This is a genomic window from Streptomyces monomycini (assembly GCF_022271435.1).
Lineage (GTDB): Bacteria > Actinomycetota > Actinomycetes > Streptomycetales > Streptomycetaceae > Streptomyces > Streptomyces monomycini.
The window spans coordinates 101,740-126,743 of sequence record NZ_JAFIQY010000008.1 but is presented as its reverse complement, the minus strand read 5'-3'; the positions used below and the strand labels follow the sequence as shown (position 1 = coordinate 126,743).

The 25,004-nt window shown below is 71.5% G+C and carries 20 protein-coding genes; 4 read left to right on the top strand and 16 right to left on the bottom strand.

Annotation, left to right across the window (positions count from 1 at the left end):
* Nucleotides 1–13: 13 nt before the first annotated feature.
* The 16 genes from JXZ78_RS12895 to JXZ78_RS12825 all read right to left on the bottom strand — a co-directional run bounded on the left by JXZ78_RS12895 (nt 14) and on the right by JXZ78_RS12825 (nt 17,182).
* Nucleotides 14–442 (bottom strand): CU044_2847 family protein, encoded by a 429-nt coding sequence (locus tag JXZ78_RS12895; RefSeq protein WP_157851477.1) that lies wholly within the window; start codon nt 440–442, stop codon nt 14–16.
* Nucleotides 443–594: 152 nt separating this feature from the next.
* Nucleotides 595–2,076, bottom strand: a complete 1,482-nt coding sequence (locus tag JXZ78_RS12890) for a UvrD-helicase domain-containing protein (protein WP_030018196.1) — start codon at nt 2,074–2,076, stop codon at nt 595–597.
* A gap of 222 nt (nt 2,077–2,298) precedes the next feature.
* The gene (locus tag JXZ78_RS12885; RefSeq protein WP_030018197.1) at nt 2,299–2,562 is read right to left on the bottom strand and encodes a helix-turn-helix transcriptional regulator; all 264 of its coding nucleotides are present in this window, start codon (nt 2,560–2,562) and stop codon (nt 2,299–2,301) included.
* A 1,191-nt stretch (nt 2,563–3,753) separates the two neighbouring features.
* A complete protein-coding gene (locus JXZ78_RS12880; protein WP_030018199.1) occupies nt 3,754–4,971 on the bottom strand; it encodes an acyl-CoA dehydrogenase family protein in 1,218 nt (405 codons plus the stop codon).
* A gap of 244 nt (nt 4,972–5,215) precedes the next feature.
* Nucleotides 5,216–5,629, bottom strand: coding sequence for a hypothetical protein (locus JXZ78_RS12875; RefSeq protein ID WP_050502092.1), 414 nt, complete (start codon nt 5,627–5,629; stop codon nt 5,216–5,218).
* Between the two features lie 88 nt (nt 5,630–5,717).
* Nucleotides 5,718–6,146: a MarR family winged helix-turn-helix transcriptional regulator gene (locus tag JXZ78_RS12870; protein WP_030018201.1), complete on the bottom strand. Its 429-nt coding sequence runs from the start codon at nt 6,144–6,146 to the stop codon at nt 5,718–5,720.
* 29 nt (nt 6,147–6,175) lie between these two features.
* Nucleotides 6,176–8,020 carry an asparagine synthase (glutamine-hydrolyzing) gene (gene asnB / locus JXZ78_RS12865; protein WP_030018202.1) on the bottom strand — a complete coding sequence of 615 codons (1,845 nt, stop codon included), beginning with the start codon at nt 8,018–8,020 and terminating at the stop codon, nt 6,176–6,178.
* A gap of 519 nt (nt 8,021–8,539) precedes the next feature.
* Complete coding sequence (locus JXZ78_RS12860; protein ID WP_030018203.1) at nt 8,540–9,295, bottom strand: hypothetical protein; 756 nt, start codon at nt 9,293–9,295, stop codon at nt 8,540–8,542.
* Between the two features lie 247 nt (nt 9,296–9,542).
* Entirely contained in the window at nt 9,543–10,055 is a 513-nt protein-coding gene (locus JXZ78_RS12855; protein ID WP_030018204.1) for a DinB family protein, read from the bottom strand.
* 106 nt (nt 10,056–10,161) lie between these two features.
* On the bottom strand, nt 10,162–10,287 hold the full coding sequence (locus JXZ78_RS40235; RefSeq protein WP_275127730.1) for a hypothetical protein: 126 nt from the start codon (nt 10,285–10,287) through the stop codon (nt 10,162–10,164).
* A gap of 165 nt (nt 10,288–10,452) precedes the next feature.
* On the bottom strand, nt 10,453–11,823 hold the full coding sequence (locus JXZ78_RS12850) for a cytochrome P450 (protein WP_033037137.1): 1,371 nt from the start codon (nt 11,821–11,823) through the stop codon (nt 10,453–10,455).
* 310 nt (nt 11,824–12,133) lie between these two features.
* Nucleotides 12,134–12,568: a winged helix-turn-helix domain-containing protein gene (locus JXZ78_RS40730; RefSeq protein WP_078623991.1), complete on the bottom strand. Its 435-nt coding sequence runs from the start codon at nt 12,566–12,568 to the stop codon at nt 12,134–12,136.
* A complete protein-coding gene (locus JXZ78_RS12840; RefSeq protein WP_050502093.1) occupies nt 12,565–12,963 on the bottom strand; it encodes a hypothetical protein in 399 nt (132 codons plus the stop codon). The genes JXZ78_RS40730 and JXZ78_RS12840 overlap by 4 nt, the downstream gene beginning before the upstream one ends.
* A 165-nt stretch (nt 12,964–13,128) precedes the next feature.
* On the bottom strand, nt 13,129–15,567 hold the full coding sequence (locus JXZ78_RS12835) for a SpoIIE family protein phosphatase (protein WP_030018208.1): 2,439 nt from the start codon (nt 15,565–15,567) through the stop codon (nt 13,129–13,131).
* 347 nt (nt 15,568–15,914) lie between these two features.
* Nucleotides 15,915–16,208 carry a DUF5133 domain-containing protein gene (locus JXZ78_RS12830; RefSeq protein ID WP_050502094.1) on the bottom strand — a complete coding sequence of 98 codons (294 nt, stop codon included), beginning with the start codon at nt 16,206–16,208 and terminating at the stop codon, nt 15,915–15,917.
* A 116-nt stretch (nt 16,209–16,324) separates the two neighbouring features.
* Complete coding sequence (locus JXZ78_RS12825; RefSeq protein WP_030018210.1) at nt 16,325–17,182, bottom strand: SMP-30/gluconolactonase/LRE family protein; 858 nt, start codon at nt 17,180–17,182, stop codon at nt 16,325–16,327.
* Between the two features lie 382 nt (nt 17,183–17,564).
* Between JXZ78_RS12825 and JXZ78_RS12820 the strand changes: the two genes are divergently transcribed.
* The 4 genes from JXZ78_RS12820 (at nt 17,565) to JXZ78_RS12800 (ending at nt 24,873) form a co-directional block, all read left to right on the top strand.
* On the top strand, nt 17,565–18,842 hold the full coding sequence (locus JXZ78_RS12820) for an NAD(P)/FAD-dependent oxidoreductase (RefSeq protein ID WP_030018211.1): 1,278 nt from the start codon (nt 17,565–17,567) through the stop codon (nt 18,840–18,842).
* 39 nt (nt 18,843–18,881) lie between these two features.
* A complete protein-coding gene (locus tag JXZ78_RS12815) occupies nt 18,882–20,141 on the top strand; it encodes a cation:proton antiporter domain-containing protein (RefSeq protein WP_030018212.1) in 1,260 nt (419 codons plus the stop codon).
* Nucleotides 20,142–20,282: 141 nt separating this feature from the next.
* On the top strand, nt 20,283–23,093 hold the full coding sequence (locus JXZ78_RS40230) for an AAA family ATPase (RefSeq protein WP_050502095.1): 2,811 nt from the start codon (nt 20,283–20,285) through the stop codon (nt 23,091–23,093).
* Between the two features lie 118 nt (nt 23,094–23,211).
* Nucleotides 23,212–24,873 carry an NAD(P)/FAD-dependent oxidoreductase gene (locus tag JXZ78_RS12800; RefSeq protein ID WP_033037138.1) on the top strand — a complete coding sequence of 554 codons (1,662 nt, stop codon included), beginning with the start codon at nt 23,212–23,214 and terminating at the stop codon, nt 24,871–24,873.
* Nucleotides 24,874–25,004: the final 131 nt, after the last annotated feature.

The window sequence follows — 25,004 nt, the reverse complement described above, 5'->3', positions numbered from 1 at the left end:
GTCCCGCGCCGCATCAGCTCATCGACGGCCCGAGAGCCCCGGCCGGGGTCGCGGACTGCGACGCCTCTCCCGGGTCCTGGTTCTCTCTCTGGGCCCGGGACGTGTTCCAGGTGGCGGTCACGGTGAAGCTGGCCTCGCCTCCACTCACGACCGCCACTTTCAGCCCGGCCGTCAGTTTCACGCCGAATTCGACGGACAGCTCATCCGGCGCGTTGCCCATATTCCGCGCCTGGTCGCGGATACCCGACAGGATCGGCGCCAGAGGCGCGAAAGCGTCGAGCAGCAACTGACCTGACCGTTGGACCACACGCGACCCGGCGCCGACCGGCCCGACGGGGGAATCGTCCTCCCACTGGCCATCACCAGGGGTTCCCGCATCAGCCCCGGCCACGGGCGAAACCTCCACCAAAGCCGAGGTTCCATCCTCGAATTCGAAATCCACAAACTGGGACACAATTCCCCCGTCACGCTAATGAACGAACCCCCGCGAAGTCACAGAAGACTACCGTCCGCCCATCCATGTATCGAAGAGGTCCACGGTCTGCACGGAGACCGAGGGCTGGGACTATTTCCTCGCTGCTTGGGTGGGTTCGGTCAGGTGGGGAGTGGTCCGGGGTTGTCCGGGTGGTGGGTGATCCACGCCAGCCCGGCAGGGTCGAGGTGGCGGCGGGCACGAGTGACGGCGACGTATGCCAGGCGGGCTTCGGCCTCATCAACGGATCCGGGGACGGGGTGCCCGGCAGCGCCGAGTTCGTCGGCGTCCGGGGGCGGTGTGAAGTCGGGCGCGATGCGCACCCAGGGCCACTCACGGCCCTTGGCCTTGTGCGCGGTGGAGACGGTGACCTGGGCGTCGGACTCGCTGACCAGCCGGGCCACCGCGTTCAGGATGGCTTCGGGACCGTGTTCGTCGACGAGGTTGGCGAAGGGCTGCAGGTCGCTGCCGGAGGGGTCGTGCTCGGCGTATTCGCGCAGTGCGGCCCAGGTGGTGAACAGCACGAGCTCGGGGTGGTGAGAGCGACGGCCCTGGATCAGATCGCGGGCGGCCTGCGCCAGGCCTCGCAGGGCATCGCCGCCGCCCACCAACGCCGTCGCGACACCGCTCGCCAGGAGAGTGAGGATCTCAGTGACGGCCCCGATGTTGGTGCGGCACAGCACGGCATCGGGATGGCCTCGGCGCGGGCCGACGGTGGTGGGGATTTCGGGAGACCCGGTGAGGCGGATCGGCGCCTTGCTCAGGGCGAGCCAACGGTTGGCTTCCGCGGCAACTTCGGGGCCGAACCGGAAGGAGCGGGTGAGCGTGAGGTGGCGTGCATGGAAACCGCTCATCACATCCCGCGCGCCGCGCCAGCCGTAGATGGCCTGGGCGGAGTCGCCGACCATGACGATCTGTGTGCGTTCCTTCTGGGCCAGGACGATGTGCTCGAGGACGGGGTTGGTGTCCTGTGCCTCGTCGAGCAGCAGAAAGTCTCCGGCGAGCGCGGGCTCGGTCAGGGCCCACATCTTCAGGTAGTGGTCGTGCTCGAAGCGGACCATGCCCGCGTGCGGGTCCTGCAGGTCCGCCCAGGCCTTGGCGGCATACGGCAGCAGCAGGTCGGCGAGGTCCTCGTGTGCTTCGTCATCCAGGCGGCGCAGTCGGGGGACGTGGTGGTGGTCTAGTTCCCGGTCGGCGGACTGACAGAACCGGGTCACTGTCCGCAGCACCGTGTTGGACAGAGTCGCCGGCATCAGATCGAGGTCACCGATACGGGCCGGGGCGTTCAGCCCGAGGTCCTGGCCGATCTGCCAGCCGGGGCGGCGCGGGCTGTTGAGCCGGCCGCGGTAACGGAATCCCAGGGCGCCGTAGGCAAGGGAATGGGCGGTCTTGCATCTCACCGTGGCCGGGAACCGTGCGCTGGCGTCGACGGCGATGGCCCGGTTGAAGGCGAGGTAGTGGCCACGGCGCGCGGGTGCCTGCTCGGCGAGAAGGGCGAGTGTGGAGGTCTTGCCGGTGCCTGCGCCGGCCTGGACGGCGAGGTGATCGCCGTTTTGGAAGGCTTCGAGGGCAGCGGCTTGTTCTTCGGTGGGCGCAAAGGGCATGGCTGTGTCTCCGGAAAGCCGCAACGACACGTCTCGCAGGCGTGCACGGGACAGTCCTGCACCAGGGCAGGTCGGGAGAACAACGTGCCAACGGACACGCCCACAGACCCCGCACGCGCCGCCCCATTGCCTCGCAACGGTGACCGGATGGGATCAGGCACTCGAACTTAGAACTGAGATGCGGGCGAGGTTTCCCCTTCGGGTGGCCTTCAGGCCACCCGATCAGCGCTCGGATCCCGGCCGTTCATGGTCCGCGCACAGCGGGTCCAGGAGTGTGCCCAGCGGAACGCCGAGGGCGTGCGCGAGGGCGTGCCAGGTACCTAGCGATCCGATGGTGCGGCCCTGTTCGACCTCGATGAGAGTGCGGCGTGAAAGGCCACTGCGAGCGGCGAGGTCGTCGTAGCTCCAGCCCCGCTCGGCGCGCAGCCGGGCGAGGGCCTGCCGCAGTGCCGTCGGGTCGGGGTCCGGCGGCGGGAAGATCGTCACCCGACCATCCGACGGTGCAGACCCCTGCCCTGACAGTGCAGACCTCTGCCCTATTTGCGGCGGTACGGAGGTATCCCGCCAGGGCAGGTGTCTGCACTACCCTCGCGCCGCGCCGTTGGAGTCGAGTGACGGCGACGACCGATGACGGCAAGGAGGGAACCGATGACCACCGCTGTGCCTTCGCGCGCCTGGACCATCACCATCAGCAGTCCGACTGGACGGCCTCTGCTGACGTGCAGCGAATGCTCCCAGCCGAACCCGATGACGGGGATGCCGCGGGCGACGGAGGTCCTCCAGCACTTGGCGCGCCACGTGCTGGAGTCCCGTCTGCCGCCCCACTTGCGTACGTGTCAGTGCCGCGAGCGGTCCTGCGCCTGGGACCGGAGGCAGGCCCCATGCGCTGGCGCGCTGCGGTTGGTTCTGATTCGAGCAGATCAGGGCCGGACCTGGCACCTGGCCGACACGTGCGTGGCCTGCGCCACTGCCATCCCACAGGCCGCGGCCGTCCGTGAGCCTCCGGTTCCCAGTTCCGTCCGGCCTGGCGCACAGCTACCGGGGAGTGTGTGCATGCCGGAGGAGCCTGGGGAGTGGGTGGAATCGCTGTGAGTCGCCACATGATGCAGTTCGGGCTGGTGGCGGGTCATCGACGCACTGGCGCAGCAGTGCGCGAACACTCGGTGAAGTGCAGCAGCAGGTCGGTGTCCTGGACTGCGGCGATCGGGTCGTCGGTGTAGTCGAGTTCAGGGAGTGTCTTGCGGGCGTTGTCCAGGGCGGATGGCCAGGGCCGGAGAGTCACGGCTGTCGTCGGCACGGTTTGAAGGCGGCCCGCAGATTGTGTTCCGGTTTCCCATGAGGCTGACGGTGCACTGCTCGCGGGCGCGGTCGACCAGGCGCTCGCGGCGCGGACCCTTGACCGCGTCGACCTCGCAGAGGATCGCCGCCGCCGAAGCCGAGGACTTCGTGGCCGAGTTCGGCCATGCAGCCGGGTGCGATCGACCACGATACGGCTCTGCGCGAGCGCCCCGACCAGCAAACTCAGTCCATCGACGGCGCCGCGCAGAGCCGGTAGTTCCACACAACCGGAGCTAAGCTCAGCTAGCGCGGTTCGGCTCAGTCGCTTGCCTTGACCTGGTCGGCCCCTGTGCCAACTAACCTCGGTATGTGCCAACTAGAGACGGTGGTCGCAGCGCGCTACCGCCGCACCCGCGGCATCCCCAGCCCGATCCATGCGATGATCTCGCGCTGGATCTCGTTGTTGCCGCCGCCGAAGGTGAAGATGACCGCGGAGCGGTAGCCGCGTTCCAGTTCGCCGTGCAGGACGGCGCCGGCGGAGCCGTCCTTCAGGGGGCCCGCCGCGCCCACGACCTCCATCAGCCAGGCGTACGCGTCGCGGCGTGCCTCCGAGCCGTGGACCTTGACCGCGGAGGCGTCCTGCGGGGTGAGTGTGCCGTGCTGGAGGGCGTCCACCATCTGCCAGTTGAGCAGCTTCATGGCGTCGAGCTTGGTGTGGGTACGGGCCAGGCGGCCGCGTACCCAGCCGAGGTCGATGACGCGCCGTCCGTCGGCGAGCTTGGTCTCGGCGGCCCAGCGCTGCACGTCGTGCAGGGCGCGTACGGCCATCGTGCCGTGGGCCGCGAGGGTGACCCGTTCGTGGTTGAGCTGGTTGGTGATGATGCGCCAGCCCTGGTTCTCCTCGCCGACGCGGCGGGTGAGGGGGACGCGGATGTTCTCGTAGTAGCTGGCGGTGGTGTCGTGCGAGGCGAGGGTGTTGATGCGGGTGCAGGAGTAGCCGGGGTCGGAGGTGGGCACGAGCAGCAGGCTGATGCCCTTGTGGGGCGGCACGCCGTCCTCGGCGGGTGCGGTGCGCACGGCGAGCCAGACCCAGTCGGCCGTGTCGCCGTTGGTGGTCCAGATCTTCTGCCCGTTGACGAGGTAACCGTCGCCGTCGCGCACGGCCCGGGTCTTCAGTGACGCCAGGTCCGTGCCGGCTTCCGGTTCGCTGTAGCCGATCGCGAAGTCGATCTCCCCGGCCAGGATCCTGGGCAGGAAGTACGCCTTCTGCTCGTCGGTGCCGTACCGCATGATCGTCGGGCCGACGGTGTTCAGCGCCATCAGCGGCAGCGGCACACCCGCCTGTGCGGCCTCGTCGAAGAAGATGAACTGCTCCATCGGGGTCAGGCCCCGGCCGCCGTACTCCTCGGGCCAGCCGACCCCGAGCCACCCGTCCGTACCGAGCTGCCGGATCGTCTCGCGGTAGAACCGTTTCTGCGGGCTGGGGCCGGCGGCGTCCCGCGCGCCGGTCCCGGCGCCGTGGAATCGTGCGGATGCGCCGTCAGGGTTCAAGGCGGCGAAGTACTCCCGCAGCTCGGACCGCAGCCGCTGCTGCTCCGGGGTGTATTCGAGGTGCACGGCCCCTCCTGGTCTGACCGGCCCGGATCGCACGGTGAAACGTCCGCACTCCGGCGCACGGGCGCGGCACGGCGCGCGGGATCGTGAATGTCTGACGGGCCGTCGGGTATCGGGTCGTGGGCACAGTAGAACGTGTTCCACCGATACGGAAGGGCGCGGACGGGGGCGGGCCACGGGGCGCCCCGGCCGGTTCGGCGGTGGACGGCCGGACAGTCGGCAGCGGCTGCCCGGACGGTCGGCGTGACTACCTGAACAGCTTGAGGATGTCCGCCTGGCCCGCGCCGGGGTACCTGGTTTCGGAGGGGGGCTGATTCGACACGTACTCAAACCCTGGGTCGTCGTCCGGCGCTTCGTTGCCCTGCTTGTTGCCGGGCAGGTCGGCACCGCCGCAGTGGTTGAGCGGGCTGCCGAAAGGAATCTGCCCGAGCAGGCCGGCCGCGCTCCCGGTGCCGTGCGTGGCGGCCCCGCGCGTAACCGTGCCCGCCCCGTTCCTGCAGGTGTTGTCGTGGGACGGAGACCCGATGACGACGAGCCCGCCGGCCGATGCGGAGGCCGCGCCGGCGAGCGATGCCGCTGCTGCCGCTGCCGTGACCGCAAGGGTTGTGACTGTCCTATGAGTGGTCATGGCCTGAGAACGACGGTCCGCACGGTAGGTCATCGTTCCTACTCCGACCGGCCCTACGGGCGCCGTCAGAAGCGCGCCCCGGCGGCCGGGCCTGTCACCTGTTCCCCCGCCCGCCGGCCGGTCAGTCCGCCGCCTCGGCCAGGCGCCGCAGCAGCGGCTCGATCTCGGCGAGCCGGCGGACCTCGTCGGGCCGCAGCGAGGCGAGGCGCTTGGCCAGCACCTCGGCCTCGCCGCGCGCGACCTCGGCGAGTGCGGCCGTGCCGCGTCCGGTGGCCAGGACGCGGCTGGCCCGGCCGTCCGTGGGGTCCGGTTCGCGGCGGATCAGGCCGCCGGCCTCCAGTCCCAGCACGGCCGCGGTGGCGGTCGGCTGGGAGCAGGGGACCCAGGCCGCGATCTCGCCGATCCGGGAGGGGCCACGCTGGGTCAGCATGGCGAGGACGGCGAGCTGGGTCGGCTGGATGGCGCCCGCGGCGGCGGCCCTGCGCAGGCTGCGGGTCAGCCGGTTCAGGGAGATCACCAGCTGGAGTGCCGCATCGTCACCGATTGTCATCGCTCAGCCCATCGCGCGCCCGGTCCGGGTCAGGAAAGGGTAAGCCGGGGCTGGTAGATGTCCAACCACTGGGCCAGGTCGAGGGTCTTTTCGAGGCCCTTCCGGGACGCCTGGGTGCTCTGCGGTGCGGCGTGTTCGGCGGCGCGCTTGAGCCAGCTGCGGTCGACGATCTCGAAGACCGGGTGCGAGGAGCGCGCCAGCAGTTCCTTGGCGTGCTGCTGGAGCGCGACCGCGTACTTGGGGTCCTGCGTCGACGGGTAGGGGCTCTTGACCCGGTCGTAGACCGACTTCGGCAGGACGTCGGCGGTGGCCTCGCGCAGCAGGCTCTTCTCGCGTCCGTCGAAGGACTTCAGCGCCCACGGCGCGTTGTAGACGTACTCGACCAGCCGGTGGTCGCAGAACGGCACCCGCACCTCCAGGCCCACGGCCATGCTCGCGCGGTCCTTGCGGTCGAGCAGGATGCGCACGAAGCGGGTCAGATGCAGGTAGCTGATCTTGCGCATCCGGTACTCGAAGTCGCTCTCCCCGTCGAGCCGCCGCACGTCCTTGATCGCGGTCCGGTAGCCGTCCCGTACGTACGCGGGCAGGTCGAGGGAGTCGGCGAGCGCGGGGACGAGGATGTCGCCGTCGTCGCCGAAGTGCTCGGCGACGCGCACCAGCCAGGGGAAGGTGTCGGCCTGGCGTGCCTCCTCGTCGAAGAACTGCTTGTAGCCGCCGAACACCTCGTCGGCGGACTCTCCGGAGAGGGCGACGGTGGAGTGCTGCCGGATCGCCTTGAAGAGGAGGTAGAGCGAGGCGTCCATGTCGCCGAAGCCCATGGGGATGTCGCGCGCCCGTATGACCCTCGCGCGCACCTCGGGGTCGGCCAGTGCGTCCGAGTCCAGGACGATGTCCTGGTGGTCGGTGCCGGAGAGGCGGGCGACGTCGTGGACGTACGGCGTGTCCGGGGTGGCGCGCAGGTCGTCGGCCACGAAGTGTTCGGTCTGGCCGACGAAGTCGACGGCGAAGCTGCGTACGGTCTCCCCCGTCTCGCCCAGCTGCCGGGCCGCGAGGGCGGTCATGGCGGAGGAGTCGAGGCCGCCGGAGAGCAGGGTGCACCGCGGGACGTCGGAGACGAGCTGGCGGCGGACGATGTCGTCGAGCAGCGTACGGACGTGGGCCACGGAGGTGTCGCGGTCGTCCTCGTGGGCGCGGGTCTCCAGCGACCAGTACACGTGGCGGCGCAGACCGCCGCGGTCGACGGTGACGACCGTGCCGGGCTCGACCTCGTGCATGCCGTCCCACACGGCGTGGCCGGGCGTCTTGACGAAGGCGAACAGTTCGCGGACGCCGTCGAGGCCGACGCGGCGCTCGGCAAGCGGGTTGGCGAGGATCGCCTTGGGCTCGGACCCGAACAGCACACCGTCGGAGGTCTCGTAGTAGTAGAACGGCTTGATGCCCATGCGGTCGCGGACCATGACGAGCCGTTGCCGCCGCTCGTCCCACACGGCGAAGGCGTACATGCCGTTGAGCCGCTCGGCGACCGCCTCGCCCCACTCGATGAAACCGCGCAGCACGACCTCGGTGTCGGACTCGGTGGTGAACCGGTGCCCCCGGGAGACGAGTTCCTCGCGCAGCTCGCGGAAGTTGTACGCCTCGCCCGAGTAGACGATGACCACCGGGCTGCCGTCCGCCTGCTGCGCGGTCATCGGCTGGCGGCCGCCCGGCAGGTCGATGATCGCGAGGCGGCGGTGTCCGAGGGCGGCCGGCCCCTGCACCCACGTGCCGCGGTCGTCGGGCCCGCGGCAGGACATCGTCTCCGTCATCGCGTCGACGGTCTCCTGCTCGGAGCGCAGGTCACGATCGAAGGAAATCCAGCCGGTGATGCCACACATGCCATGTCCTCCTGTGTCCGGCCCGGGGAGGCGGTGGCGTCCGGTGACGGCCCGTACGGTGAGGTTCCGTCCGGCGACGGCCCGCACGGTGACGGCCCGTACGGTGACGGCCCGTACGGTGACGGCCTGTTCAACGGCGGCCCGTGCAGCGGTGGTCCGTCCGGCGGCGGCGCGTGTGCCGTGTTCGGGCATGGCGCTGCCCGGCGGCCCGGCACTCCCCAGGATCAGTTGTATCGAGCACCTATATAACGAGGGTGTGCCTCTCGGTGCCGCACCGTCAACCTGGCCGTGCCACGGACGCAACCGCCCAACGCCCCGCTCCTGGGGTGGGTTTGAGGAGCGGTCGGCGGCCCTGAGCTGCGGGTTCGGTGGGTGGTGGCAGGAGAGGGAGGGCGCGTCGGACGGCTCGTCCCTTACGAGAACGTGGGCAAGGCTTTACCCGGGCGGGCCGATGGTCGGCAGCGGCCTGGCGGAGCCGGACGGACGCCGGGAGTTCGGCGGCGGCGGGATCCGGCGACCCTAGCGCCGGAAGATGTGCAGCGACCGGCCCAGCGCACTGCCCATCCGGCGGATCAGTCCGCGCCGGCGCCGGGGTGGGGTGATGTCGCCGGCGGCCCGCCAGTCGGCTGCCTGGGCCACCATCGCGGTCAGGCTCCGGTAGAAGGCCGAGGAGCGGTCGGCGCCGTCCAGGTCGGTCCACGTCAGGATGTGCGAGAGGACGCCGTCGTACTCGTGGTACGGGCGGGCCCGCATGTGGTCGGTGAGCTTGGTCCGTATCGCCTGCTGCCGCTCGGGCGTCAGCCGGGACGAGGGCAGTTCGTCCAGCAGCCGCTGCACATTGCCGACCACCAGGTCCACGAAGGCGTCGCGGCGCCGCGCGTCCACCCGCCCCAGACGGGCGTTCTGGTGGTCCTCCTCGCGGCCGGGTGTCTCGTTCCGCACCCGGTCCTCCTCCGCCGCGGAGAGCCTCGGCACCGGGAAGTTCAGCATCCGGGAGTCGTACGCCTGATTGACCGCGACATGGGTCAGTTCGTGGACCATCACCGCCAGGTGGTCGCTGCGCGACATGCCCGGAGCATGGGCGTACGAGATGGTGTACCGCCCCTGGCCGAGGTCGCGGGTGTTGCCGCCGCCCGCGCCCGGCGTCCGCTCGAACTGCGCCCGGTTGACGTGGCCGAGCAGTTCCCCGAGCAGCCGCTGGACGTACGGGTCGCGGGTCTCCCGGGAGTAGTCGTGCAGCAGTTGCCGGTCCTGTGCCGTCGAGTCGTCCGCCACGGTGCCCTCCGCTCGGTGTGACCTGGGGTGCGGTGGGCGGCCGCGCCGGCGTGCGGTGCCGCTGCCGTCGCACCGCACCGGTGGCGCGGTGTCACGTGCTTGCGCGCCAGTCTGCTCAGTCCCGGCCGCCGCGCGGTATACGTAAACCCGCCTCACCGCCCGTCTCCGCCCTCACCCCCGGCCCAGAAGCCTCAGGTCCCGGCGCTCCGGCGTCCCGGCGCTCCGATGCCCCGGTGCCCCGTAGCGGTCAGACGCCCGTACTGCCGTCGATGCGCTCCCGTATGAGATCGGCGTGACCGCAGTGACGGGCGTACTCGGCGATCATGTGGGAGTAGATCCAGCGGAGGCTGACCTCGTTGTCCCGCCACAGGCCGGTGTCGTCCAGCGCGTGGGCGGCGGAGTTCTTCCGGGCGTGCTCCACCTCGGCCTGCCAGAGGAGGCGGGACTTCGCGTAGGTGGCGTCGTCGCCGAGCCCGAACCCTCGGTCGGCGGGCTGGACGTCGGCGTCGGCGCTGACGACCGTCGGGACGTCCTCCCCGGTCAGCACCCTGCGGAACCAGGTCCGCTCGACCTCCGTCAGGTGCTGGACGAGACCGAGCAGGGTGAGCGAGGAGGGCTCCGCCGACGCCGTACGGAGCTGCTCCTCCGTCAGGCCGTCGCACTTCTGGGCGAGGGTGGCGCGGTAGAAGTCGAGCCAGGCTTCCAGGGTGGTCCGCTCGTCGGCGGCCATGGGCGGGAACGTGCGTTCAGGTGTGCTCATGTCCGTCATCGTGACACGAGGCACTGACACAAGCGGCACGTGAGTTCTTGTCCGCTTCGGGGTTGGGGTCGGGGAAGGACCGCTGGTCGCGGGCGGGTGGGGCTCGTCAGGCGTCGGGACGGGCGAACGGGCCGGGTCCGGGCTCGGCGATGATGCCGTGGCTGACGAGTCGTGTGACACCGACCAGCAGCGCGATGCCAGCGGTGTTCTCATGCGGGGGTCTGTCACTCATGCCATGCCCCGAGCGAACCCCGAACGCCCGACCGGTCGCCCTATCCCAACATCACAGCATCGAGCGATCACAAGCCGGACAGAAGATCACGTTCCGCACTCTGAGCGCGGTATGCGGTGTCCGGTGTCTGGTCCGTGGTACCGGATTCGGCGACTGTCAGGTGACCTACCAGGCGACGGGGAGTTCGACGGCGCCCTGGAAGGAATCGCCAGGCTTGAACGGGATCTCGTCGGGCGGGACGGCGAGGCGCAGGCCGGGGATGCGGGTGAAGAGGGACCGCAGGGCGATCTCGGCCTCGGCGCGGGCGAGGTTCTTGCCCAGACACTGGTGGATGCCGTAGCCGAAAGCGAGGTGGTGGCGGGCGGGGCGGCCCAGGTCCAGGGCGTCGGGGGAGGAGTAGACGGCGGGGTCGCGGTTGATCAAGGACGAGGCGAGCACCACAGGGTCTCCGGCGCGGATGGTGTAGCCCGCCACGTCGATGTCCTCGACGGCCACGCGGTAGATGCCGTCCACGACGGTCAGGAACCGCAACAACTCCTCGACGGCCGCGGGATAGCGCGCGGGGGCGGCGTACAGGGCGGCGAGCCGGTCGGGGTGTTCCAGGAGCGTGTAGGTCCCGAGCGAGATCAGGTTCGCGGTGGTCTCGTGACCGGCGACCAGCAGGACCATGGCAAGAGGCACGAGCTCGTCGGTATCGATGGCATCGACGGCGGGGTCGCGTGCCCCGCTCGTGTCCCTGTCGGCCGTGACGTGCTCGACGAGCAACTGGTCCAACAACCCGTCGATGTGACCGGTTGGGGAAAGAGGGCTGGAAACGGCCCCGGATGCGCTGCACTCATGGGATTCGGTGGTTCGAGAGGTGGCTGCGCGCACCGTGCGGGACCGATGGGCCTGACGGGACTGTTTGCGAGCGATGAGGTCGGCCAGATAGGACTCCAGGTTGCTCCGGGCGGTGGCCGCCTCGCCGGCCGTACTTCCGCGCAGCATGATGCGCGAGTTCTCCTCGAAGTACGCATGGTCCTCGTACGGAATCCCCAACAGCGCGCAGATGACCCTGGACGGTATGGGCAGGGCGTAGGAAGAGACGAGATCGGCCGGCGGACCCTGCCGGAGGACGGCGTCCAGCTGCCGGTCCACGATGGCCTGGATGGGCTGCCGCAGCGCCGTGATGCGCCGCACACTGAAGCTGGGGATCAGCATGCGACGCTGGTGATGGTGCTGGGGGTTGTCGACGCCGAGCAGGGGCGTGACGACGTTCCGGAACTTTTCGAAGCGGGCGGTCGGTACGGGGAAGGACGGGTGGCGGGAGTCGGAGGAGAGCCGGGGGTCGGCGAGCAGTCGGCGGGCCTCGCCGTGGCCCGTCACCGCCCACACCGTGCTCCCGTCGTAGAACCTGACCCGGGCCAAGGGGCGTTGCTCGCGCAGGGGTTGGTAGGCGGCGGGAGGGTGATAGGGGCAGGAACGGTCCTGGGGGTAGGCCGGGTATGCGGCGCCGTCGCTCACGGTGCACCTCTCACAAGTCACACGAGTCCGCATGAGAGCCTCTGAACTCGTCTGAACCGACCCATTCCACTTCATGTAATGTACAAACATCGCCGGTGCGAAATTCGGTCGGTTCGTGATCGCTTGTTTTGCGATCCAGGGCTACGGCGGCGTCATGGCGTGACGTCCGGCTTTCGGTGATCTGCCAGGCGGCGGCGCGACCCCGAACGTGACAGGTCCGGGCTGCACCGGCCCGGGCCTGGTACACCAGCGCGTGGTCCATGTCCCGCGTTGCGTGACCGCCTTCCTGGCCGCTGGCCGAAGGTGCTTCACCTTTCACGCGCCGATGTCTCTCCCCGTGCCCTCACCCGCCACTGAGCCGGCGCATCCCGGCATCCCGGACCACCCCGCCTGCCGGCAGGTCCTCACCGCCCGGGGCGGCTCCGGCCGCGTCCGGATCGTGTCCCGCTCCGTCGCCCTCGGCGATCGCCCGCAGCGCCGCCACATGCCGCCGGTACACGGCGCGCCCCTCGGCGGTCAGCGCCAGCCAGGTCAGGGGGCGGCGGCCGACCCGGTCCTTGGACACGGCCACCCAGCCCGCCGCCTCCAGCGCCGCGACCTGCTTGGAGAGGGCGGAGTCGGTGACCTCGACCAGATCCCGCACCACGCCGAACCCGGCCCGGTCCACCGGCGACAGGGCCGCCACTACGGACAGCCGGACGGGAGAGTTGAGCAGCGGCACGAGGACGTGCCGGGGGTGGCTGCCGCCCGGGCCGGCCTGGGCCTTCCCCTCCGTCACGACGCCCGTCGCCTTTCCAGGACGGCACCTACGACGAGCGGCAGGGCACACGCAGACGCCGCCACGGCCGCGAACGTACGACTGTCCACGAACACCAGTAGACCGAACAGGAGCGAAGCGGAGTAGACCGCGGCCCACAGGCCGATCAGCACACCGTGCCGGGCCCCGAACCCGCGGCGCACGATCCGCTGCCGGGCGGCGTACAGCGAAAGCCCGGCGACCAGGGTGGTCACGGCCAGCGTGAAAGCCAGCGCGGCGACAGGCCCGTGCCACAGCAGCGCCATCGGGACGAGCGCCGCCTGCGCCGCGGCGAAGACCCACAGATAGCGCGCGTACCAGCCGCTTCGTGCGCGCGCGGCTCTCTCCATCGCGGCGGCGCGGTCCAAGGCCCCCATGCTGTCACTGACTCCGTGCACGCTTCCCCCATCTCCGTCACGCACTACGAGCCCGGACTCGCCGCCCGCGCCCGCCCGCTCACTTACCGCACGACCAAGTACTTTCCATTACGGCAAGTGCAAGAACGACACTTCCCTCCGCCCGCCCGGAAGAACAGACGTATTTCAGTCGTCCTCGGGCGACGGCAGCGGCAGTTCGGTCCATACGGTCTTGCCGTCGCGGGTGTGCCGGGCACCCCAGCGGTCCGTGAGCTGGGCGACCAGGAGGAGGCCGCGTCCGCCCTCGTCCGTGCTGTGCGCGCGCCGGAGGTGCGGGGCGGTGCTGCTGGGGTCGGAGACCTCGCAGATCAGCGAACGGTCGCGGATGAGCCGCAGGGTGATCGGCGTACCGCCGTACCGGTAGGCGTTGGTGACCAGTTCGCTCACCACCAGCTCGGCGGTGAACGCCAGTTCCTCCAGGCCCCACTCGGTCAGCTTGGCGGCCGTCAGTTCACGCGCCTCCGCCGCGGCGGTCGGCTCGGCGGGCAGATCCCACGAGGCGACGCTCTCCGGAGGCAGCGCACGCGTACGGGCGATGAGCAGCGCGACGTCGTCCCGGGGATGTTCGGGCAGCAGCGCGTCGACCGCCGCCTTGCAGCAGTCCTCCAAGCCGCGCGCAGGCCGCTCCAGCGCTTCGCGGAGCAGTGTCAGTCCCTCGTCGAGGTCCCGCCCGCGTACCTCCAGCAGCCCGTCGGTGTAGAGGGCCAGCAGGCTGCCCTCGGCGAGTTCGAGTTCGACGGACTCGAACGGCAGGCCGCCCAGTCCGAGTGGCGGTCCCGCGGGCAGGTCGGGCAGGCTCATCTGGCCGTCGGGGCCGACCACGGCGGGCGGTACGTGACCCGCGCGGGCGATGTTGCAGCGGCGGGAGACCGGGTCGTACACCGCGTACAGGCAGGTCGCGCCGATGACCTGTGGGCTCTGTGGGCCGCCGTCGGCCGACTCCTGCTCCTCGGCCAGCCGGTTGACGAGATCGTCCAGGTGGGAGAGCACTTCGTCGGGCGCGAGGTCGAGGTTGGCCAGGGTGTGCACCGCCGTACGGAGCCGGCCCATCGTCGCCGCGGCGTGCAGCCCGTGCCCGACGACGTCGCCGACGACCAGGGCGACCCGGGCGCTGGAGACCGGGATGACGTCGAACCAGTCGCCGCCGACACCCGCCGCGGGGTCGGCGGGCAGGTAGCGGTGGGCGACCTCGACGGCCAGCTGTTCGGGCAGTTCACGCGGCAGCAGGCTGCGCTGGAGGGTCAGCGCCCCGTAGTGCTCCTGGGTGTAGCGGCGGGCGTTGTCGATGCAGATGGCGGCGCGGGAGACGAATTCCTGGGCCAGGACGAGGTCGTCCTGCTCGAACGCCTGCGGCCGTTCCGCCCGCCACAGGCTCACCAGGCCCAGCACCAGGCCGCGGGCGGCCAGCGGCACCACGATCAGCGAGTGGGCGCCCAGGCTCAGGGCCCGCTCCGAGCGTTCGGGGTCCTGGATGTACCAGCCGGGGCCGGCGGCCAGTTCCGGTTCGAGGATCGGCTGCCGCGCGGCCAGGCACCGGGCCTGCGGCGTCCCCGGGGCGAAGCGGAACACCTCGCCCACCGGGTACATCACGTCCAGCCCTTCCGGCACCACGGACCGTACGGCCGTACGGTGCACCGGCACGTACGTCCCCCGGGTGGGGTCCTGGCCGCGGGTGACCGGCTCCAGCAGGTCCACGGAGACCGCGTCGGCGAGGTCGGGGACCGCGACCTCGGCGAGTTCCCGGGCGGTCTGGGAGATGTCCAGGGTGGTCCCGATGCGGGCGCTCGCCCGGTTGAGCACCGCGAGCCGGTGCTGGGCCCGGTGCCGGTCGGTGACGTCTTCCACCATTTGGGTGACGCCGAGCACCGCGCCGGACGCGTCGCGCATCCGGAACGCGGACACGGACACCACCCGTTCGTGTCCGGGGTCGGCCCGCAGGCGGCACGACTGCTCGGTGAAGATCAGCGGCTCGCCCGTCTCCAGCACCCTGCGCAGCCGCTCCTCGATGGTGGCCACGTCCGGGCCGATCAGGAAGTCCTCCATGCGCAGGCCCCGGTGCGCCACGGCCGGGCGCCGGCTGATGCCCGCGATGGCCCGGTTGATGCGGATGATGCTCAGGTCGGGGGCGTGCACGGCCAGACCGATCGGTGAGCGCCGGAACAGGCCGTCCAGGACCGAGCGGTCGATCTCCCACTGGGCGACCTCAGCGGCGGGCGCGGCGACGACGAACCATTCGTGTCCGCGGTCCCGGACGACGGGGCGGACCCGCAGGCCCAGCTCGACGCGCTGCCCGCCGCGGTGCAGCACCGGCAGGATGCCGGACCAGCCCGCCTCGCGCCGGGCCGTCGCGACGGCTTCCGCGGCGGCCGCCCGGCCGTCCGCGGGGAGCAGGAACGTGTCCGCCCGCTGCCCGAGCGCCTCGCGCGCCGGATGGCCGAGCAGGGCCTCGGCGCGCGCGCTCCAGCCCACGACGGTGCCCTCGTCGTCGACCACCGCCGAAGCAGCCCGGCTCAGCGCGAACGGGTCCTCCGGCCGCTCGGTGAACTCCGGCACCGGTGCGTCCATCGCTTCGCCCCTTCGACTCGCCGACCGGGCCCTGTGCCGTCGTCCCTGCGGCGACTCCCCAGGGTGACCCCGAGATCATGGATTGAGCAGCTGAGCCCAGTATCGTTTCGGGCCGCCCACGCCGCGCCCCGGGCGGAGGGCGGGACGCCGGACGGCTCGGCCGAGTGGGTGGGGCGGCGGGGCAGCCGCACGGCACCCGACACGTACTCCGGCGGGGTGCACGCAGCCGACGACACACCGGGGCCCCGCCGTTCGACGGCGGGGCCCCGGTGTGTCGGGTGCCGGTGGCGCGCACGGCGGGCGTTCCGGCCCGGCGGCCGGTCCCGCGCTGCGCGCCCGTAGGCCGGTCACGCGGCGGGGAGCACTGCCCCGCCGCCGGTGGCGAGGGGAGCCACCGCGCCTCCCGGGACCGGTGCTTCGGAGAGCACGGAGTCGTCCTCCACCCGGGCTCCCGGCAGCCGGTGCCGGGCCGCGATCAGGGCCGTGTCGACGTCGCGGGTCCCGGTGGAGACGCACAGGGTGTAGGCGACGTCGTCCATCCGCTGCCGGACCTCCGGGCTCCCGTCCGCCGCGTTCAGTACGCGCAGCGTCTCGTACTGCTCGACCAGGTCACGCAGTACAGCAGGGTGAGCCAGCAACATCAGGGGCCTCCTCGTTCGCCACCGTCCAGGATCAACTGCGGTCCGTGTACCCGGCCGCTCCGCCCGTACGCCCCTCACTTTTCTCCGCAGGCGCAGACGCCTCCGGGACCCCCGCCTCACCCCGCGAACTCGGGCTGTGCCGTCCCCTGTCCGGCGTCCGGCACCACCAGCAGCGAGCCGCCGAGCGGTGACCGGCCCGGCCCGCCGCGCGCCGTGGTGACGTACAGGTCGGTGCACGCCGCGCCGCCGAACGCGCAGGCCGTGGGGCGGCCGACCGGCATCGGTACGACCCGCTCCAGTACGCCGTCGGCGCTGTAGTGCCGCACCTGCGCGCCCTTGAACATCGCCACCCACACACCGCCGTCGGCGTCCACCGTCAGCCCGTCCGGGTAACCCGCCGGGTCCGCCGGGTCCTCGATCTCCACGAACGGACGACGGCCGATCACGTGCCCGTCGTCCGTGACGTCGAAGACGTCGACGCGCCGGGTCGGGGTGTCGATGTAGTACATCAGGCGGCCGTCCGGGCTCCAGCCGGTGCCGTTGCTCACCGTGACGTCCGACAGGACCCGGGTGGCGTGGCCGTCCGGCGCGATCCGGGTCAGCGTGCCGCGGCCCGGCGCCTCGTCGTACGCCATGGTGCCCGCCCACAGCGCGCCGTCGGGCGCCACGGCCGCGTCGTTGCCCCGGCACCCCGGTACGGGGTCGCGGTACAGCCAGGTGAAAGCGCCCGCCGCGTCGTACGCGCCCACGCCGTCCCGCAGGTTGACCACCAGTCCGCCCCCGGTGCGGGGTTTGGCCGCGCCGACGTGCTGCTCGGTGGCCAGCACGGTGCGGCGCCCGGTGGCCGGGTCGAAGGTGTGGACGCGGGCGGAGAGGATGTCCACCCAGATCAGCCGCCCGGCGCGGGTGTCCCACGTGGGCCCTTCGCCGAGCCGGGCCGGCGCGGCGACGGCCACCTCCCAGGCCCTGGTCACGGCTGCTCCATGCGCTCATGCCCTTCGTTCGTCCGGACCGCCCGGCCCCACCGGCGGTTCGGCACACCGGTCACTTACCGAATATCACGGACGGGGCCCGGGCAACAGCCGCAGTTCCGGCAACAGGGCAACGCAACGGCATCGGCATCGGCATCGGCATCGGCATCGGCATCGGCATCGGCATCAGGACAACACCACCCGCGACGCGTCTGCCGACGCCCGCCGTTCCCGCGCCCGCATCTCCCCCACCCCAGAAAGGGTCCAGACAACATGTAGACCCCTTGCAGAACGGCTCCTGCAAACTGGCTGCGCGTTCCGGCCGGACACGACAGCTTCATATTCCGGCGGGGACGCGACCACAAAGCCACTAGGGAGGTCCAGAATGCCGTCCGCTCTTTTCGGGGTCCCTGACGAGTACGACGTGATCGTCATCGGTGGGGGGCCGGCCGGGGCGACCACCGCCGGACTTCTCGCCCAGCGTGGCCGGCGGGTGCTCGTGCTGGACCGGGAGCGCTTTCCCCGATATCACGTCGGGGAATCCCTCATCCCGGCTTTCATGCGGCCCATGCAGGAAATGGGCATCACCGAGCGCATGGACGCACGGGGATTCGAGCGGAAGTACGGCGGCACGCTGGTCTGGGGAAACAAACAGGTGCCGTGGAATTTCTCGTTCATCGAGGGCGGCGGGCACGAGTACGCCTTCCACACCCGCCGCGCCGACCTGGACTCGCTGATCCTGGACCGGGCCAGGGAGCTGGGGGCGGTCGTGATCGAGGACGCCACCGTCAAGGAGCCCGTCCTGGTGGACGGCCGGGTCAGCGGGGTGCGTTTCTCGCTGCGCGGCCTGGACGGGCTGCACGAGGTGCGGGCGCAGCTGGTCGTCGACGCCTCGGGGCAGGCGCGGGTGCTCGGGCGCCGGCTCACCGAGGTGGAGTGGCACGACGAGCTGCGCAACGTCGCGGTGTGGACGTACTTCGACAACTGCGAGCGGCTGCCCGGCGACGAGTACACCAACATCCTCATCGAGGGCCTGGACGGCGGCTGGTTCTGGGCCATCCCCATCGACAAGGGCACGATCAGCGTCGGCTACGTGACGCGCTCGGCCACCGCCGGTGAGAACGGCCAGTCGCTGGAGGACCTGTTCCACGCCGAGCGGCAGCGCACCACGAAGCTGGCGAAGATGCTGGCCGGCGCCCAGCAGTCGGCCGGATTCCGTACGGCGCGCGACTGGTCGTACCACAGCAACCGCTTCTACGGCGACGGCTGGGTGCTGGTCGGGGACTCGGCGGCCTTCGTGGACCCGCTGTTCTCCACCGGGGTCGCGCTCGCCACGCTCGCCGGCAGCACCCTGGCCAAGATCGTGGACCGGATCGTGGAGCACCCTGGGATCGAGGAGAAGGCGCTGGACCGGTACGCCACCGCGTACTCCGGGTTCTTCGACGAGATCCGGACCTTCGTGGAGCGCTTCTACGACCAGTCGAAGTACAAGGAGTTCTACTACAGCCTCGCCCAGGAGATGGTCGACCCCGAGCGCAAGAACGAACCGTCGGCGGACTTCGTGACCCTGATCTCCGGGCTCAGCGGCCGGCACCCGCTGTTCCGGATCAGCCTCGACGACCTGATAGCCGACGCCACGGCGCCCGGCGCCACCGGCGTCTGAGCAGCGGCCGCGGGCGACGGTGAGTGGGGGAGACCGAAGGTGACCAGCCATCAGGTGCAACTGCTGTTCGTGGGCCTCGCGCTGATCCTGCTGCTGGCCCGCGGCCTCGGCTGGCTCCTTGCCCGGGTGGGCCAGCCGCCGGTGGTCGGCGAGATCCTCGCGGGCATCCTGCTCGGCCCCACGCTGTTCGACGGCGCGGTCTCCGGAACCCTGTTCCCCGCCGACGTCCGCGCTCCGCTGACCGGTCTGGCGGACGTGGGTGTCGCCCTCTTCATGTTCATCGTGGGGCTGGAGATCGACACCTCGTCCCTGCGGGGACGGGGGCGGGTCACGGCGGTGTCGGCCTTCGGGTCCACGGCCGTGCCCTTTCTCCTGGGCACCGCGCTGGCCGTGTGGCTGCTGCACGAGCATCCGAGCGAAGCACCGATGGCGTTCATCGTGTTCATCGGGCTGTCGCTGTCGGTGACCGCGTTCCCCGTGCTCGCCCGCATCCTGGCCGACCGGGGGCTGACCACCACGGAACTGGGCGGGATAGCGCTGGCCACGGCCGCCGTCGTGGACGTGGTGGCCTGGGCCGCGCTGGCCGCGGTGCAGGCGACCGTCGGCGGTGGTGGCAGCCACTGGCTGGTGGCGCTGGTCCTGCCGTACGCGGTGCTGATGTTCACGGTGGTGCGGCCCGTGCTGAGCCGGGTGCTGCTGCGCGGCGGGACGGCCGTCCGGCTGACCACTCCGGCTGCCGCGGTGGTGCTGGTCGGGGCGCTGCTGTCGGCGACGGCGACCGAGGCGATGGGGATGCACTTCATCTTCGGTGCCTTCCTGTTCGGCCTGCTGATCCCCCGGCACGGCGCCGCCGAGCTGCGTGCCGACCTGCTCGACCACACGGGGCGGATCACGTCCCTGCTGCTGCCCGTCTATTTCGTGGTGGCCGGGTTGCAGGTGGACCTGGGCCGGCTGCGCGGAGCGGAGCTGTTGCAGCTCGGCGCGATCCTGCTGGTGGCCGTGGCGGGGAAGCTCGGCGGCACCTTCGTCGCCGCCCGCACGCAGGGTCTGCCGGCGCGGCCCGCCACGGCGCTCGGCGCGCTGATGAACACCCGTGGCCTGACGGAGCTGGTGATCCTCGGCATCGGGCTGGAGCTGGGGCTGCTGGACGGCACGCTGTACTCCCTCATGGTCGTGATGGCCGTCCTCACCACCGCCATGACGGGCCCGCTGCTGTCCCGTGTGTACGCCAGACCCGTGGACGTGGGGCGGCCGGCGCGCAGCCGCGAGCCGGACCCCGTACGGGCGAGCTCCGTCTGAGGGACCGCCATCGGGCCGGCCGCGGCGCGCGCCGTCGTCCGTGTCCGGCCCCGGTTCCCGTCCCGGTCCCAGTCCCCCGGCCACCGTCGGCGGGAGAAGCGCAGGACGCGCGCATCGCGCAGGAAGTGAGCCGAGAGGGACATGCGGTTGGTGGAGCGGGCGGCGGAGCTCGCTCAGATGCTGGAGCTGCTCGGGGAGTGCGCGCCGGACCGCGGCGGGGCCGCCGTGATCAGTGGGGGCATCGGCTGCGGCAAGACCGAGCTGCTGTCGGCCGTACGGGACGTGGCGGCGCGGGAAGGCTTCCTGGTCCTGAGCGCGATCGGCTCGTGGGCCGAGCGCGAGTCGCCCGGCAGCGTCATGTTCCAGCTGCTGCGCGGCGCCGAGGGACCGCTGGGCGCCTGCGCGGAACTGGCGGTGCTGCTGGACCGCGTCACCCGCAGGCACGAGCCGCCCGACGCCGTGGACGGCCACGGGGGGTTCGCCCAGCAGACCCTGGACGCGGACACCACGGGCGCCCTGCACCGGCTGTGTCTGGCGGTCATCGGCGCGGCCGCGCGCACGCCGGTGCTGCTGTGCATCGACGACGTGCAGTTCACCGACTCCCTGTCGCTGTACTGGTTGCTGCAACTGCTGCGCCGCGCGCCGTCCGCGCCGATCGTCGTCGTGGTGGCGGAGGGCACGCTGTCCAAGCCCGCCCATCCGCAGTTGCACGCCGCGCTGCTCTCCCGGCCCGGATACCGCCGCGTCCCCCTGGCGCGGCTCACGGTGGCGGGCGTGGCCGAACTGATCACCGACCACCTGGGGGGCCATGCGGGCCGGATGCCGGCCACCGCCTGCCATGCGGTCAGCGGCGGCAACCCGCTGCTCGTGCGGGCCTTGGTGGAGGACTGCCGGCAGGCAGGCGAGCCGACCGCGGGCGCCGTACCGCAGCTCGTGGTCGGCGACGCGTACGCCGAGACCGTGCTGAGCTGCATCCACCGCGGCCGCCCCGTACTGATGCGACTGGCCCAGGCGCTGGCCGTGCTCGACATGGACTCCGAACCCTCCCGGCTGGCCCGCTTGCTGGAGGAGGACGAAGCCACCATGAGCCGGGGTGCCTGTGCCCTCGAAGCCGCCGGGCTGCTGGATTCCGGACGGCTGCACCCGGTCGCGCGTACGGCCGTACTGGAGAGCCTGGCGCCGCAGCAGCGGTCCGCGCTGCACGCGCGCGCGGCCGTACTGCTGTATCAGGACGGCGCGCCGGCGACGACGGTGGCCCGGCTGCTGATCGCTTCGGAGGACCGGGGGCAGCCATGGGCGATGGACGTACTGTGCGAGGCGGCCGAACGGCATCTGGCAGGCAACCGTGTATCGGACGCGCACCCCTGTCTGGAGGCGGCACTGCGGGTGTGCCAGGACGACGGGGCCAGGGTGGGCATCAAGGCGTTGTTCGCCGGTACGGCGTGGATGCTCAACCCGTCCATCAGCGCCCGCCACTTAGGCGAACTGGCCACCGCGCTGCACGATGGGCGGCTGCCGGACCGGCATGCGCTCACGCTGGCCAAGTTCCTGCTGTGGCACGGCCGCTTCGACGAGGCGCTGGAGGCGGTGGACCGCATCGGCGAGGGGCAGCCGGGGTGCGACCCGGCGGCCGCCGCGGAGATCCGGGCGACGCGGGAGCTGCTGGCGACCACCTATCCGGGCTCGGTGCGCCGGCCGCCCGGCCCGCCGGGTGGCCGGCGGTGGGCGGCCGGGCGGGCGCAGGACGACCCGCGGGTACTGGGTGCGGCAGCCCTGGCGCACGTCCTGGCGCACGGGCCGGACGACGAGGCGGTCGCCGACGCGGAGGCTGCGATGCGGGCGATGCGGCTGAGCAAGAGCACCCAGGAATGGATCGTGTGCGCCACCTCGGTGCTGGAGTTCGCCGACCGGCTGGAGGCGGTCGCCAACTGGTGCGACCACTGGCTGGAGCAGGCCCGTACCCGGCGGGTGCCGCTGTGGGAGGCGGAGTTCGCGTCCCTGCGGGCGCGGGTCGCGCTGCGGCAAGGTGACCCGTTACAGGCACGCCGGCTGGCGCAGGCCGCACTGGCACAGGTGCCGGCCGAGAGCTGGGGCGTGTGCATCGGCGGGCCGCTGTCCAACCTGGTGCAGGCGGCCACCCGTACCGGGGACTACGACGCCGCGTCCGAGTACCTGGAGGTCCCGGTGCCCGCGGGGCTGTTCCGCAGTCGCTTCGGCCTGTACTTCCTGCACGCGCGGGGCCGCTACCACCTGGAGACCGGGCGCCCGTACGCGGCGCTCGACGACTTCGCCACCTGCGGAGCGCTGATGCAGGCCTGGCGGTTCGACCAGCCGACGCTGGTTCCCTGGCGCTCGGAGGCGGCCCGCGCGCACCTGGCCGTGGGCGACCGGCAGCGGGCGTACGACTTGGCCCGGCAGGAGCTGGACCTGGCGGGGGAACGGCCGTCGCGGGCGCGCGGGATCGCGCTGCGTACGGTGGCCGCCTGCGGGCCGGACGACGGGCGCCTGGAGCCGCTCACCGAGGCGGTGGAGCTGCTGCGCGGCTGCGGTGACCGGCTCGAACTGGCCGGCGCCCTGGGCGAACTGGCGCACGCACTCACCGCGGCCGGGCTCACCGGGCAGGCCCGGCACGAGCTGCGCACCGCGCTGCGGCTGGCCGAGGCGGCCGGGGCGCTGCCCCTGGCGCGGGCGCTGACCGCCCAGGCCGAGGGGGTGCCGCGCGGCGGCTCCGCGGCCCGCGCGCACCCGGCGGACCTGTACCTGCTCAGCGGGGCCGAGCGCCGGGTCGCGGTGCTCGCAGCCCTGGGGCAGACCAACCGGGAGATCGCCCGCCGGCTGGCCGTGACCCCGAGCACGGTCGAGCAGCACCTGACCCGGGTGTTCCGCAAGCTCGGGGTGCGTACCCGGCAGGAGCTGCCGACCCACGGCATTCCGGTGGAGGGGGCGGACTGACCGGCCGCCCCCACTCATCGGTTCATCGACCGGCCCCTTCTCATCGGTTCATCGATCGGTTCATCGATCGGCTCATTCATCGGCACGGACTCATCGGCACAGCAGAAAGGCGAGGGCCATGCAGAACAGTCACGGCGCGCGGGGACGCGCGGACACCTACGACGTGGCGATACTCGGCGCCGGCATGGCCGGCGGCATGTTGGGCGCGGTGCTGGCCCGCAACGGTGTCCGCGTGCTGCTGCTGGACGCCGGCACCCATCCGCGGTTCGCGGTGGGCGAGTCGACCATCCCGTACACCTCGGGGATGACCCGGCTCATCGCGGACCGCTACCGGGTCCCCGAACTCAAGCCGCTCTCCAGCCACAAGGGCATCAGCCGGCAGGTGTCGCGCTACTGCGGCCAGAAGCAGAACTTCGGCTTCGTGTACCACCGCGAGGGCAGCGCGCAGCACCCGCAGGAGATCAACCAGCTGGTGGTCCCCCAGGCCATCCGCACCGAGACCCATCTCTTCCGGCAGGACGTCGACGCGTACCTGTTCCACACGGCGGTCAAGTACGGTGCCGAGCCGCTGCTGACCACCCGGGTCACGGACGTGGACATCGACCCGGAGTCGGGGGCGGTGCTGCGCACCGAGCACGGCCGGGAGTTCCGGGCGAGCTACATCGTGGACGGCAGCGGGTTCCGGTCGCCGCTGGCGGAGAAGTTCGCGCTGCGCGAGACACCGACCCGGGCCCGTACGCACTCCCGGTCCCTGTTCACCCACATGATCGGGGTACGGCCCTTCGACCGGGCGCCGGCCGCGGCCCGCCACGACCAGCCCAACCCCTGGCACCACGGCACCCTGCACCACGTCTTCGACGGCGGCTGGCTGTGGGTCATCCCGTTCGACAACCACGCCGATTCCCTCAACCCGCTGTGCAGTGTGGGGCTCACCCTGGACCCGCGGGTCTTCCCCAAGGACGACACGCCCCCGCAGGCCGAGTTCGACGCGTTCCTGCGCCGGTTCCCGGAGATCGCCTGGCAGTTCCAGGACGCCCGCACGGTACGGCCCTGGGTGTCCACCGGGCGGTTGCAGTACTCGGCCAAGCAGGTGGTCGGCGACCGGTTCTGCCTCACCTCGCACGCGGCCGGGTTCATCGACGCGCTGTACTCCCGCGGCCTGACCAACACCATGGAGATCGTCAACGCGCTGGCCTGGCGTCTGATCGCGGCCTCCCGTGACGGCGACTGGTCGACCGAGCGCTTCGCCTATCTGGAGACCCTGCAACAGGGCCTGTTCGACTTCCACGACGATCTCGTCTTCAGCTCGTTCGTCGGCTTCCGCGACTACGAGCTGTGGAACGCGGTGAACCGCACCTGGATGCTCGGCACGATGCTGGGCAACGTCATGCTGGAGGACGCCTATTACCGCTTCACGCGCAGCGGTGACCGGGGCGTCTTCCGCGACCTGGAGGACTCGGCGCACCCCGGGTCCCCGCTCCCGGTGAGCCCGGGTTTCAACGCGATGAGCGCGCTCACCCGTGATCTGTGCGTCCAGGTCGACGAGGGCTCGCTCGCCCCCAGGGAAGCGGCCCGGCGCATTCTGGAGTGCGTCCGGGAGGCGGACTTCATCGCCCCGTCGTTCCGGCTCGGACTGCGCGACACCCGGTGTTTCAACATGTCCCCCGGGAAAATGGCGAAGAACGCGGTGTGGTGCCGCAGGGACGCCCCCGAGGAAATCGGCGGGCGAATGATCAATGCGAGCAAGGGGCTGGTCCGGATGCGGCTCATGGGTGGGTAGAAATAGCCGCGGGGGGTGCCCGCAGCACCTTGGCCGCATTTTCGCCGCGCCCTGGCTGCATTGTGGCCGGCACCCCCCTACTGTCCCCCTAGGGGTTTGCGGTGCGGCTCGGAGAAGAAAAAAGGGGGCTG

What these genes read in the sequence shown, in the direction of transcription:
- JXZ78_RS12835 (WP_030018208.1), bottom strand. Translation starts at nt 15,567, where the DNA reads ATGGACGCACCGGTGCCGGAGTTCACCGAGCGGCCGGAGGACCCGTTC.
- JXZ78_RS12820 (WP_030018211.1), top strand. Translation starts at nt 17,565, where the DNA reads ATGCCGTCCGCTCTTTTCGGGGTCCCTGACGAGTACGACGTGATCGTC.
- asnB (WP_030018202.1), bottom strand. Translation starts at nt 8,020, where the DNA reads ATGTGTGGCATCACCGGCTGGATTTCCTTCGATCGTGACCTGCGCTCC.
- JXZ78_RS40230 (WP_050502095.1), top strand. Translation starts at nt 20,283, where the DNA reads ATGCGGTTGGTGGAGCGGGCGGCGGAGCTCGCTCAGATGCTGGAGCTG.
- JXZ78_RS12830 (WP_050502094.1), bottom strand. Translation starts at nt 16,208, where the DNA reads ATGTTGCTGGCTCACCCTGCTGTACTGCGTGACCTGGTCGAGCAGTAC.
- JXZ78_RS12800 (WP_033037138.1), top strand. Translation starts at nt 23,212, where the DNA reads ATGCAGAACAGTCACGGCGCGCGGGGACGCGCGGACACCTACGACGTG.
- JXZ78_RS12875 (WP_050502092.1), bottom strand. Translation starts at nt 5,629, where the DNA reads ATGACCTACCGTGCGGACCGTCGTTCTCAGGCCATGACCACTCATAGG.
- JXZ78_RS12855 (WP_030018204.1), bottom strand. Translation starts at nt 10,055, where the DNA reads ATGAGCACACCTGAACGCACGTTCCCGCCCATGGCCGCCGACGAGCGG.
- JXZ78_RS12850 (WP_033037137.1), bottom strand. Translation starts at nt 11,823, where the DNA reads ATGCGGACTCGTGTGACTTGTGAGAGGTGCACCGTGAGCGACGGCGCC.
- JXZ78_RS12840 (WP_050502093.1), bottom strand. Translation starts at nt 12,963, where the DNA reads ATGGGGGCCTTGGACCGCGCCGCCGCGATGGAGAGAGCCGCGCGCGCA.
- JXZ78_RS12870 (WP_030018201.1), bottom strand. Translation starts at nt 6,146, where the DNA reads ATGACAATCGGTGACGATGCGGCACTCCAGCTGGTGATCTCCCTGAAC.
- JXZ78_RS12890 (WP_030018196.1), bottom strand. Translation starts at nt 2,076, where the DNA reads ATGCCCTTTGCGCCCACCGAAGAACAAGCCGCTGCCCTCGAAGCCTTC.
- JXZ78_RS40235 (WP_275127730.1), bottom strand. Translation starts at nt 10,287, where the DNA reads ATGAGTGACAGACCCCCGCATGAGAACACCGCTGGCATCGCGCTGCTG.